9 protein-coding genes are annotated in these 12,531 nt (G+C 42.8%); 1 reads left to right on the top strand and 8 read right to left on the bottom strand.

The window, feature by feature from the left end; all coding sequences use genetic code 11:
- The gene (gene rsmH / locus ADF75_RS05755) at positions 1 to 951 is read right to left on the bottom strand and encodes a 16S rRNA (cytosine(1402)-N(4))-methyltransferase RsmH (RefSeq protein ID WP_048789453.1); all 951 of its coding nucleotides are present in this window, start codon (positions 949 to 951) and stop codon (positions 1 to 3) included.
- Between the two features lie 152 nt (positions 952 to 1,103).
- Between rsmH and ADF75_RS05760 the strand changes: the two genes are divergently transcribed.
- Positions 1,104 to 1,286: a hypothetical protein gene (locus ADF75_RS05760; RefSeq protein ID WP_048789454.1), complete on the top strand. Its 183-nt coding sequence runs from the start codon at positions 1,104 to 1,106 to the stop codon at positions 1,284 to 1,286.
- Positions 1,287 to 1,346: 60 nt separating this feature from the next.
- On the opposite strand, the gene ADF75_RS05765 is transcribed toward ADF75_RS05760, so the two are convergent.
- The 7 genes from ADF75_RS05765 to nagA form a co-directional block, all read right to left on the bottom strand.
- Complete coding sequence (locus tag ADF75_RS05765) at positions 1,347 to 1,604, bottom strand: DUF896 family protein (protein ID WP_048789455.1); 258 nt, start codon at positions 1,602 to 1,604, stop codon at positions 1,347 to 1,349.
- 33 nt (positions 1,605 to 1,637) lie between these two features.
- Entirely contained in the window at positions 1,638 to 3,674 is a 2,037-nt protein-coding gene (glyS, locus tag ADF75_RS05770) for a glycine--tRNA ligase subunit beta (protein ID WP_048789456.1), read from the bottom strand.
- A 208-nt stretch (positions 3,675 to 3,882) separates the two neighbouring features.
- A complete protein-coding gene (gene glyQ, locus ADF75_RS05775; RefSeq protein WP_000038760.1) occupies positions 3,883 to 4,800 on the bottom strand; it encodes a glycine--tRNA ligase subunit alpha in 918 nt (305 codons plus the stop codon).
- A gap of 334 nt (positions 4,801 to 5,134) precedes the next feature.
- Positions 5,135 to 9,625 carry a S8 family serine peptidase gene (locus ADF75_RS05780; RefSeq protein ID WP_048789457.1) on the bottom strand — a complete coding sequence of 1,497 codons (4,491 nt, stop codon included), beginning with the start codon at positions 9,623 to 9,625 and terminating at the stop codon, positions 5,135 to 5,137.
- Between the two features lie 251 nt (positions 9,626 to 9,876).
- Entirely contained in the window at positions 9,877 to 10,719 is an 843-nt protein-coding gene (locus ADF75_RS05785) for an aldo/keto reductase (RefSeq protein ID WP_048789458.1), read from the bottom strand.
- Position 10,720: 1 nt separating this feature from the next.
- Complete coding sequence (locus ADF75_RS05790) at positions 10,721 to 10,948, bottom strand: hypothetical protein (protein WP_006597076.1); 228 nt, start codon at positions 10,946 to 10,948, stop codon at positions 10,721 to 10,723.
- Positions 10,949 to 11,125: 177 nt separating this feature from the next.
- Positions 11,126 to 12,277, bottom strand: coding sequence for an N-acetylglucosamine-6-phosphate deacetylase (nagA, locus tag ADF75_RS05795; RefSeq protein WP_048789459.1), 1,152 nt, complete (start codon positions 12,275 to 12,277; stop codon positions 11,126 to 11,128).
- Positions 12,278 to 12,531: the final 254 nt, after the last annotated feature.

Consider the following 12,531-nt stretch of genomic DNA (forward strand, 5'->3'; position numbering starts at 1 on the left):
TTACTTATGAATTTTTCGAGCAACCCTCAGTTTCGCAGAGTGCGCTCGATTATTACTTTCTAACTCTTCCTGACTTGGAAGAATCGGTTTTCGAGAGACTAATTCCATCTTTGGTTTTAAGTCATCTGGGATAAAGGGCAAGCCTTTAGGGACTTCCACTGTAGAAGCCTCTTTAAATAGTTGCTTGGTCAAACGATCTTCCAATGAATGAAAGGTAATGACTGAAATACGACCACCAACGGCCAATAAATCCATAGCCTGCTGGATTGATTCATCAGCCGCTCCCAATTCATCATTGACTTCGATTCGAATAGCCTGAAAAATCTGTTTGGCTGGATGGCCTTTTTTCTTCAATTCTTTCGCTGGCTTAGCAGATTTGATGATTTCAGCCAATTCCGTTGTCGTTTCAATTGGCTTCACCGCACGTGCTTGTTCAATCTTCCTGGCAATTTGTTTGGAGAATTTATCTTCCCCATACTTGAAAAAGATTCGGACTAAATCGTGGTAATCATAGTTATTGACTACGTCATAAGCCGTTAAAGAAGCTTCTTGATTCATCCGCATGTCAAGGGGAGCGTCTTTTTTATAAGAAAAACCACGAGACCGCTCATCTAACTGAGGACTAGAGACTCCCAAGTCATAACAAATACCATCAATTTCACTGACTCCCAATTCTTGGAGACGCGCTTGAAGATTCCGGAAATTGTCTTTGATGAAAGTTACCATGCCTTTTTCAACATAAGGAGCTAATCGTTTCTCCGCATTATCAATCGCATGCTGATCCTGGTCAAAGGCATATAAATGTCCTTTTTCACTTAATTGACTTAATAAATATTCGCTATGGCCAGCTCCACCTAGAGTGGCATCCACATAGATTCCATCTGGCTTTACATCCAGCATATCAATCGTTTCATGGAGCAAGACCGTTACATGATGAAATTCTTTACTCATATCCTATCTATTTTACCACAAATCTGACCAAGATGCACTTGAGATTCTCTCCTCTATCCACTCATCATTTTCGGATAAAAAGTTCCTATTCTTTAAAAGCTCATCCTATCAACCAATAGACCTAGAGAAGCAAATTATGATACAATAATTCCATGAAAGATAAGAAATACCAACTCCTTGGTCTGCTATTGGCCGACCTAATTGCTGTCTACTTTTTCCTACGCACCCCTGTTCCTTGGATTTTTTGGACAGCAACCTTCGTTCTTGCCGTCTCCATTTGGATATTTAAAAATCAATGGAAAAACTACAAAAATAAAGATAAGGATTCAGAGTAGCCCATATAGAACAAGAAAACTCGATCAGTTCAACATCTGATCGAGTTTTCTATTGTCTATTTATGAATTGGGATCATCAAGGCTACGGCCATGCAAGCCTTTTTCTCGTTGGACTTGACGAAGTTTTTCAGGCGTCACATCGTTACCTTCTTCGTCAACCACTTTAATTCCTTCGATGTGGTGACGAACTGAGCGACGATAACCCTCAATATATTCTTCACGGAGTTTGGCTTGCTCTACCTTTTCAGCAGGAGTCAAACCTTCTGTTTTTTTCTTTTTTGCCAGCTCATTGATCCGAGCAATTTTTTCAGGTGTCATTATCAGACCTACTTTCTACCTGTCAACAGGTACTTATTTTGTATTCAATTGATTAAAGGCTGCAACAGCATTAGCTTTAGACACAAGACCTGCAAGCAGGGCCAAACGGTTTTTTTTAACAGCCTCATCTTCAGCCATTACCATCGTGTTGTCAAAGAAGGCATCGATGACTGGACTAAGAGCAAAGAGCTGTGCCAATTTATCACTAGCTGAACCAGTCAATTCTAATTCTTCAATCGCCTTAGCAAGGGCCTTTTCTTGATCATTTTCAAAGAGACTAGCATCGACTGCTACTGAAGCATCTGCTTTTTCTGCCAAGTTGAAGGCACGTGAGAGTGATTCAACAGCTGCCTTGTAGCCATCCGTCTTAGCAGCTTCTGAGAGAGCATCTGCTGCTTCAAGCATATCTGCTACGACAAAGTTTGAACCAGCAAGTACAGCTTCCTTGATATCTTTTGGTGTACGTCCCATCATCTTGTCCACACGCGCCTTGATGAAGTTGAGCACTTCTGCTTGATTGTCATAAGAAAGACTAGCAAATGAAAGTCCGTAAAGGCTGTCGATTAACTCATCCATCGGGATATACCAACCAAAGGCATCCAAGATACGAACAATCCCTTGTGTTGCACGACGAAGCGCATAAGGGTCATTGGAACCTGATGGAATCAAGCCTACTGAGAAGAATGAAAGGAGGGTATCCAATTTATCTGCAAGGGCAAGGATAGCACCAACCTTAGTCTCTGGAAGGGCTCCATCTGCTGCATCAGGAAGGTAATGCTCACGGATAGCTGTCGCAACCGCAGCATCCTCACCAGCAAGGAGGGCGTATTTTTCACCCATGATTCCTTGCAATTCATCGAACTCTCCGACCATACCCGTCAAGAGGTCAAATTTATAGATTTCAGCTGCACGCGCTACGGCTGCCGTTTCTTCAGCAGTCAAACCAGCTTGCTCGGCCAATGACGCGGCAATGACACCAGCACGGGCCATATGTTCTGAGAGAGAACCGATTTTTTCATGGAAGGTCACGTGTGCCAATTTAGCCACGAGGTCTTCAATTTTAAGTTTTTGGTCTTCACGCCAGAAGAATTCACCATCTTCAAGACGGGCCACCAGGACTTTTTCATTTCCTCGGATAACATTTTCCAAGTGCTCAGCGTTCCCATTCCGGACGGAAATGAAATTTGGTTTCAGCTGACCATCAAGGTCACGTACGACAAAGTAACGTTGGTGCGTTTCCATTGAGGTCACCAAAACTTCTTCTGGAACATCCAAATACTTAGTATCAAAACTTCCCATAAAGGCAGTTGGGTATTCCACCAAGTTCAAGACTTCATTCAAAAGACTTTCTTCGATTTGGACTTGAACACCTTGTTCTGCTTCGATAGCTTTGATTTGCTCACGAATCATGTTTTCACGTTCTTTGCTATCTGCAATCACGTAAACGGTACGAAGGTCTTCTTCATAAGAATCCGCATTGGTGATTTCCACTTCGTGTCCGAGGAAACGGTGACCACGGCTCACACGACCTGACTTGATATCCAAGAAATCAAGGTCAAGCGCCTCGTCTCCCAAAAGGACGGTCAAGGTGTGAACAGGGCGAATGTATTCAAAGCTGTTGTTAGCCCAGTGCATGCTGACAGGGAACGTCAATGAAGCAAGCACTTCTGGAATGCCAGCCAAAACTTCTTTGGCAGGTTTTCCAGCTTCGTGTTTCGTCACGTAAACGTACTCTTCCCCTTTGACTTCACGGAATTCGATATAGTCAACGGTCAAGCCCTTTCCACGAACAAATCCTTGGGCTGCTTTTGAGAAGTTTCCATCAGCATCCAAGGCGATTTTCTTAGAAGGTCCTTTAAAATCTTCGGTCAAATCAGATTGTTGATCCGCCAAACCAATCACACGGACGGCTAAACGACGTGGTGTTGAGAAGGTTTGAATGCTTTCATATGAAAGACGGTTGTCATCCAAGAAGGCTGCCATTTTCTCACCGAGTTGTTTTTCACTTGGTGTGACAACGTAGGCTGGCAACTCTTCAAGTCCAAGTTCTACTAATAAGTTTTTTGTCATGTTTTTTCTCCGAAAAATATCTTTTTTTCCAGTTTGGCTTATGTGATTGGCACGCAAGCAACCGACTTCGTCGTTTCATTGCTAAAATTGGAGCCTAAGGTCTCCAATTTTGCCTGGTATCGTTAGTTTCTCTAACGATACCTTTATCACTGTGGCAACTGGTTCTGTAGGATTGCTCTATCATCCAATCCCATCTAATACGCTCTCTTTATTCTTCCTCTTCTGCTAGGAGTTTTGCGCGTGTGGCTTCGTCGAGCAGTGGGTAACCGAGTTTCTTGCGTTCTGCGACGAAGGTTTTGGCTACAACACGGGCCAAGTTACGGATGCGTGCAATGTAGCCAGCGCGTTCTGTAACAGAAACAGCACCACGTGCATCTAGCAAGTTGAAGGTGTGTGAGCATTTCAAAACATAGTCATAGGCTGGGTGAACAAGGCCCAATTCCAAAGCACGTCCTGCTTCTTTTTCAAATTTCTCAAAGTTTTCAAGCAACATATCTTGGTCAGAAACTTCAAAGCTGTATTTTGAGTGCTCGTATTCTGGTTGAAGGAAGATTTCTCCGTATTTTACCCCTGGAGCCCACTCAATATCGTAAACAGAATCTACTTCTTGGATATAAGAAGCTAAACGCTCCAACCCATAAGTGACCTCAGCGGTAACAGGACCAGTTGCCAAACCACCGACTTGTTGGAAGTAGGTGAACTGAGTGATTTCCATACCGTCAAGCCAAACTTCCCAACCAAGACCAGCTGAACCAGTTGATGGGTTTTCCCAGTTATCTTCAACGAAACGAATATCGTGTTCCAATGGGTTGATGCCCAATTTTTCCAAAGACTCGAGGTAGAGTTCTTGGATATTTGAAGGCGATGGTTTCATGACCACTTGGAATTGGTGGTGTTGGTAAAGACGGTTTGGGTTTTCCCCGTAACGTCCATCAGCTGGACGACGTGATGGCTCTACATAAGCCGCATTCCATGGCTCAGGACCGATGGCACGAAGGAAGGTATAAGGACTCATGGTTCCCGCACCCTTCTCGTTATCATACGCCTGCATGAGCATACAACCCTGGTCATTCCAGTATTGTTGCAAAGTCAAAATAATTTCTTGGAAGGTTAGTTTTTTAGACATCTTCTTCTCCTTTTTATAATTTCTTGCGACTTTGGATACAAAAAAACCGTGTCTTTGCTCCTAAGTCAAGTGACCTAGGGGCGTCAAAAACGCGGTTCCACCCTAATTTATTACTTCATTTTATTCTACTGTACTCAGCTTTTTACTGAGAGAAAGCGCCACTTGCTTATCTTGTTCTGCTTGGCTTTCACTATCCCAAGCTCGCTTAAAAAACGCCATAAGCCTTTCTTTCTTGACTAGTATTATAGCAGATTTCTACTCTAGTGTAAACCAAAAACAAGTCCGAAACAGGTGTTTCAGACTTGTTGCAAATCCTTTCAAAGAAAGGTGACTGTTATGGGCGTTTTACAATCTTTGGTTTTTTCCCATTTAATTTTTTCTTAGCAGCTTTAACCTCAGCTAATACCGCCTTGACTTCCTGTTGACTAGCACCAGGATTAGCCAATACAGCTTGAGCGCGGATAAAGGCTTGCAGGTAGTTTACCTTCACCTTATCTGCTGCATAGATAAACTTAGCGTTCTTAGCTTGGAACTGGAGTTCTGCCTCAATCAATTTCTTTAGACTTGAAAAATCGGTTGTTTTTCCATTTAACTGTTGATCAGCTGCCTGGTAATTCGCAAGTGCTTGGTTGATTTGCTCTTGTGTCACACCTTCACGGACGAGCAAGAGAGCCAATTCCTTAAAGCTTTGGTCAAAGGCACGTCGAGCGGAATCCTTAGTGTTGGCATAGCGACCTGTTTTTGAGGTTACATCATAGGCAGCAATGGCTGATTTTAGCGCTGTAAAATCAGACTCTTTTCCGTCTAATTGACTTGTAACCAATCCAAGATTTGAGAAGATTTGGTTAACTTCTGCTTGTGATAACTTAGTCGCAAGAGCTTTCTGAGCTTCTTGATAAGCTGCATCATAGGCTAAACGTTTTTCACTTGTTGCATTAAAGTACTGAGGAGTGCTGGTCAAGTTAGCTTGTTGGGCCAACAATTGCAACAATTGGGTCTTAATGACAACAGATAGTTTTGTGAGATTGTTTTGGTCTGCTAGAACGGTCACAGTCGGTGCATCCTCAAACAACTCATAACCTGTTGGTAGACTGACAGAAATCGTGTATGTTCCAACTGGGACATCTTTTCCAAAAGCATTCTTGCCATAGCGTTGAACTGGAAGAACAAAGGTTTCACCAGCTTGATTTTTCAAGACAACTGGTGTTGTTCTTGGTACTGCTTGATCAAAGACCAGGCTCAAAGGTGCAGTGACAATCTCTTTGGCCAAGAATTCGATGGTCTTAAAGCTGTCCTCTGCAGTGATTTCAAATTTCTGAGTTCGTTCGCTGACGAGTTTCAGATCTGATTTGTCATAGGCAAAGAGTTCTGCCACGTAGCTACCAAACTTAAGGAAATTGATTTCTTTCCCTTTGTCTAAGTTGACATACTGTCCTTGATCATCCTTGATACGGTAGACAAAATCGGTATCTAATTCTTTATGTGTATCGGCATCTAGGACTGACACCTTAATCCGGCCACTATCTTCACTACCAGCAAAATCAGCAAGAGAGGCAAAGTCGCGGTTTCCAGCGTAGTCTTCTACCACATAGTAAAGTAAGTCTTTACTGATTCCTTCTGGAAGAGTATAGCCACCATCTTCATTCGCCGTTAAATAGACACGGTTTTCAAAGCGACTGGTCTTCCCTAGGGCGTCTTTCCCCTCCTTAACCAGGGTTCCTTCTTCATCAAAGGCTTTGACATAGAAGACTTGCTCTCGTAAGATTCCACCATTGCCAATATCTTTTGTTTTACGAGCATAGAAGGTTTCTACCCCATCCTTCTTGGTCGTATAACCTGAAGTCAAGACTGGTTTTTGGGTGTCGATTTGGAGATTAAAGCGAACAACTTGCTCTTCTGCTCCTGGAACGGCTGGCGTATAGCGAACTTCATAGACATAGTGACCATCCGCTACCTTTTCACCCTTGGCATCCGTTCCTTCCCAAGCCGTATTGTCGACTAGATAAGATCGTTTCCCACGTCCGTCAAAATAATTCTTACGAGCAGAGAAAGATCCTGTACTTGACCAAATTGGATTAGCAAATGCTTGATCATCTGCCTTGTAGACAGCTGCTTTCATATTTTTTAGGTTTCGCAAGACGACTGCACGATACTGCACATAATCTTTGTTCCCATCTCCATCTGGAGAAATAGCCAGACGGACATTGCCGTCAGTATCCAAATGAAGGACATTCAACCCTTCTGATGTTTCCACTGTTCCAAGAACGATTGGACTTCGTTCTGCTGTTTCCTTCTTAGCAGTCGTATAGAGCACATCATTCGCGTTTGAAACTAAAGAGGTGACGTTCGCATTGGATGGCACGTGTTTGGTTTCTGGGACATCATAGTAGAATCCTGATTTCCCTTCTCTTACCAAGTTGTAGATTGGTTTTTCAACCGCAGGGATATCTTGGAAGGAACCACGGAATCCCATAAATGGAATGCTAACCACATCGCCATCATCTGCTGGATCCACAAAGCGAACAAATCCTTCTAGGAAGTAACCGTTCGGCATCAATTTAGTCAATTCTTCCGCAAACTTAGATGCATCGACAGTCACCGTCACTGTCTGACTACTATGGGCTTTTACGGTGACATTTGGCCATACTGTCTCTGTTAATTTCCGTGGCTTCAAGGTAAAGTGATCGTCTTTTACATCGTCGGTAGTGGTATTCACAATCATCTTCAACTCTCTGTCAGTATCAGAAATATTATGAACGGTCACATCAAAACTGAATCGATCTTCTACATTACCAAGGGTTACGCTTGGGTAAGCATCTTCATTCGTTACATATAAATCTGTCGAGACAGCTGCAGCAGTATCTACAATCCCTGCCCCTTGTTGACGTACCGAAGTGTAGGCCCCCGTTTCTTTGTTGAAGTGCGGTTTTGCAGTCGACATGATCAAGGCCTTAACCGTTGCAGATAGCTCCTCTGGTGAAAGTTCTGGATGATGAGCTTGAAGGTATTCCTTCACCAAAGCTGATACCCCAGCCACATGAGGAGAGGCCATACTGGTTCCGCTGATACTGCCATAGCTATTATCATTTAGTGAAGAGAAGATCGATCCACCAGGTGCTGTGACATCCGGTTTTAATTGTCCATCCGTTGAGACTCCCCAACTAGAGAATTCAGACATCTTCCCAGCGTCAGGGTTTGGACGGTTATCCAGACTACCATCAAAGACTATCTTGTAGTCTTTGTCTTTGATGGCTTCTCCATAGCGCTTGGAAATAAATACCGCAGGAATCTTTCTCGCATCACCTTCTAGACCCATTTTGACATTTGCGCCTTCGACACTGTTGTAAATGAGGGCACCAATCGCTCCTTTTTTATAGACATTAGCGACCTTATCTGAGAAGGTGATTTCACCACGTTTGATGAGGGCGACTTTACCAGTCAAATCGAGACTCTCTAAATCACTCTCACGCCCCAAGCCAGCATCCACATAGTCATATTCTTTCCCATTTTCAAAATTGGCATCTGTTTCAGCTGCTGTATAGGTGAACTTTCCTTTATCCAAGTCAGCATTGTCTTCCAAACCACGAACTGTAAAGACTTCTTCTGTTACGAATGAATCGTTTACTGAGGCAACTGAAATAGACTCTTCTACGGTTGAAGGACTACCCACGACACCATAATCAGGGTTTTCAGCACTTGGGTTGTTATAACCATATCCATAAGTATTGCTATTACCTGCCGCGATGACGACACTAACCCCTTTGGCGCGTGCTCGTTGAATCGCTTCTCTGACAGCAGGACTAGCATTCACTGTAGATCCTGTCCCAGATCCTAAACTCATATTAATGACATCGGCTCCCAATGCCACTGCGTCATCAATCGCTTTTACATAGACAACATCGCTGGTGGATCCACTACGATCAGAGAAAACCCGCATAAACATCACTTGGGCTTCTGGAGCAACTCCATATACGTAGTTGCCATCCCCAGCTTTTTTGTCAGGGTTCCCAGTCGCAATCCCTGTTACGTGCATACCGTGTGAATCATGGTCTTTTTCTTTGATATTGTCATCTCCATCCATATAATCATAGGCAAAGACAACCTTATCGTTGTACCATTTTCCGTAGTCAATTCCCGCTGCTTTTTTGGCAGCTTCTAATTCTGTTTGATTTTTGAATTTCCCTTTTGTAGGGTCTGAAATCCGCAATACTTCGTGGTAGACATCTAAACCAGAGTCAATGACCGCAACAACAGTCCCTTCACCCTTGTACCCTTTTTCCCAAGTTTGGGGCACATTAATAATCGTATTGCTGCTAATACTTAATGGTTTATCTTCAGCTTTCTTTTCGGTTCTTGCTTCCGTTACAGGTTTAGCCTCACTCTTCTCCTCTGTTGAAGAAGGTTTTGCTTCTGTTTTTTCCTGTCCTTCGGATGTTTTTTCTGCAGTTTTTTCTTCGGTTTTAGTTACGACTTCCGCTTGCTTTTCAGTAGCTTGAGCCTCTGTTTTTGCTTCCTGCGCAAGGACTTGGCTGTCTGATTCGACAGATGGAGTTGTTGCCCCTTTGTCTGAGGAAGCTAGCTCGTCAACAACTTTACCATTTTCAACTACTGAGCCTGTAGTCTGCTCACTTGCCTGATTCGTTACAGGAGACGCAGACTCACTTGGCGATATTGGATTTGCTTCTGCAGATGCAACGACTGCAGTCTCAGGCTGTTTCGCTTCATCAGCACTTACATTCCCTGCTCCAAAGACAAGAACAGATCCTAACAGCACCGATGCAACACCAAACTTATATTTTCTCAATGAGAAACGCTGTTTACTCATAAAATTCCCCCTATATACTAAATTATTCTTATTATACTCCTAATTTTTCAGAAAATTCACTCAACATTAACTTTGTTATCAAATTGTAATATTCCCGTACAATATCTTTAATTAGTTGTTTTTTGTTTGCTTTTTAATGGTTTTGATATCCAAATATTTAGATATTTAAAACAAATCATTCGTTTTTCATCTCGTTACACAAAAAAAGACAGTAAGAGCAAATTCTCACTGTCTATTAAAAACAAACAATCCTAAAAGTCTTTGGTATCTGGATTCGGTGCTCCTGCCTCTACTGGGATCTTCCGAAGAAGGTCACAATCTTCTGGGGATAATGCAATCGCAGAGCATTGTAGGTTACTTGCAATGCGTTCAGGAGTCACTGACTTGGGCAGAGGTAAAAATCCTTCTGCTAGACTCCAGGCCAACAGAAGCTGGGCTGGTGTCACGTCATACTGTTTAGCCAATGTAAGGACTGTCTCATTTTGAAACAACTCTCCTTGGCCAAATGGCCCCCAAGCTTCCAATAAAATTCCTTTATCACGACAATAACGGACTACTTCCTCTTGATAGACTCCAGGGGCCAAGCGAATCTGATTGACTGCCGGAAGAACTTTTGCACTCTCCAACAAAGCATCCAGGTGATGGGGCAGGAAGTTACTCACACCAATAGAGCGAATCTTTCCTTTTGCCTGCATATCTTCCATGGCTCTCCAAACCTCACGATTCCGTTCTTTCCAGGCCTCATTTTCTCGGTGAGTCACAGGATTCGGCCAGTGGATGAGGTACAAATCGATATAATCTAGTCCCAATTTGTGCAAAGATTCTTCTAGACCATTGACAGCATCCTCATAGGTGTGACGATTATTCCACAACTTGGTCGTTACAAAAAGCTCATCTCTTGGAATACCACTGTCTTTGATAGCCTTTCCGATGCTTTCTTCATTTTGATAGATGGCTGCCGTATCAATATGGCGATAGCCCGCTTCTAAGGCTGCTTTTACTGCTTGATAAGCTTCCTCGCCATCTTTCGCCTTCCAAGTACCAAAACCAAGTACAGGAATGTGGCGTCCGTCATTTAGTTTGTAACTCTTCATCTTATTTCCCGTCACTTTCCTTTGTTTTTTCACCAGACTTAGAAGTCTTCGCATTCAAGCGCAACTTTGGCTTAAAGATATTTTCCTTCGGTTGCACCATCGATTTACTAAAAAAGGCATAGAGTAAAAAGGCACTACCTGCCACTAAAATGACGGGACTACGGCGCAACATACCGTAGATAAAGAAAAACAAGCCCATCAATAAAAAACGTACGTTTATCTTATTCATAAAACTACCTCGCGATTCAATTACTTTCATTATACCATGTATCAGAGCAAAGAGACAAATGGCTAGATCAAGGAATCCTATTCAAATAAGCTGAGACTTTCATCTCAGCTTATGGGATACATTCAATTTTTAGTTTGGCGAAAGCAAGCGATTCGTAGTTGAACCTCTTTTTCACCATTAAGCTTCAAATCGTTTTTGACCGTCTAAGAAGGTTGCTACCAACTCTAAATCTTTATCCAATACAATAAAGTCAGCGTCATACCCTTCACGGATTTGGCCACAGACATCATCAATATGGACAGATTTAGCAGGGTTGAGACTCGCCATCATGACCGCTTCATGAGGATTGGCAATGCCCCACTCAACAACATTCTTCAATCCATCTTTAAGCTTCAAGATCGAACCAGCCAGATTCCCTGTCGATTTCAAACGGGCTGTTCCATTTTCTACGACAACAGGGAATTCACCCAACATGTAGTCGCCATCTTCCAAGCCACCAGCTGTCATACAGTCGGTGATCAAGGCGATATTTTCCACTCCTTTTTGTTTGAGAAGGATGTCGCAGGCTTTTGGATCAACGTGATGGCCATCACAGATTAACTCTGCATAAGTATGAGGAAGTTGGTACATAGCCCCAACCATTCCCAACTCACGGTGCGTCAAACCGCGCATTCCGTTATAGGCATGCACCCAGACACTAGCCCCAGCATCCACTGCTTTTTTAGCTTCGTCAAAGGTTGCATTGGAGTGACCAAGCGCAACCGTTACCCCTTCTCCTGTCACTGTGCGGACAAAGTCTTCGACACCATCTCGCTCAGGAGCAAGGGCAATTTTATTGAGCAAGCCGTTGGCTACTTTTTGCCATGCACGGAATTCATCCATTCGAGGATCTTTCATGTAGGCTGGATTTTGTGCCCCTTTGTACTTCTCTGTAAAGTAAGGTCCTTCAAAGTAAATGCCACGAATCTTAGCACCAGATGCTTCTTGGTAGCGTGCTCCAATGTTTTCAGTTACTGCCAATAATTGCTCATAAGAAGAGGTCAAGGTTGTTGGCAAAAAGCTAGTGACCCCTGTGCTCAAGAGACCCTCACTCATAGTATGAAGAGTTCCCTCGATGTTGTTGTCCATAACATCAACTCCACCAAATCCATGGATGTGCGTATCGACCAAACCAGGAGCAATACTATAGCCTGTATAGTCCAAAACAGTAGCTCCCTCTGGTAGCTGATCTACATGTTTCCCAAATTTGCCATCGACAATTTCTAGATATCCTCCCTTACGAATGCCATGGGGATAAAAGAATTGATCTGCTTGTATATAGGTTGTCATGGTGATTTCCTTTCTTTTTCTACCGATATATTCATACACATTATAATCCTTTGTACTGCATTTGTAAATGGTCTAGACCTATTTTATTTAAATATATTAATATTCTCTATAAATACGATAAAAAATCCAGTTTTTTTGAGCTGGATTTCAGATTGAATATAAAGTCTTCTTTAAAACTTTCCTTAGGTGAGTACGGACGTCAGCGAACTTATTTGAAGTTCCATGACTTAGTTTTGAACCTAAAGTTTCAAAAC

The organism is Streptococcus sp. 1171_SSPC (assembly GCF_001069335.1).
GTDB lineage: Bacteria > Bacillota > Bacilli > Lactobacillales > Streptococcaceae > Streptococcus > Streptococcus xiaochunlingii.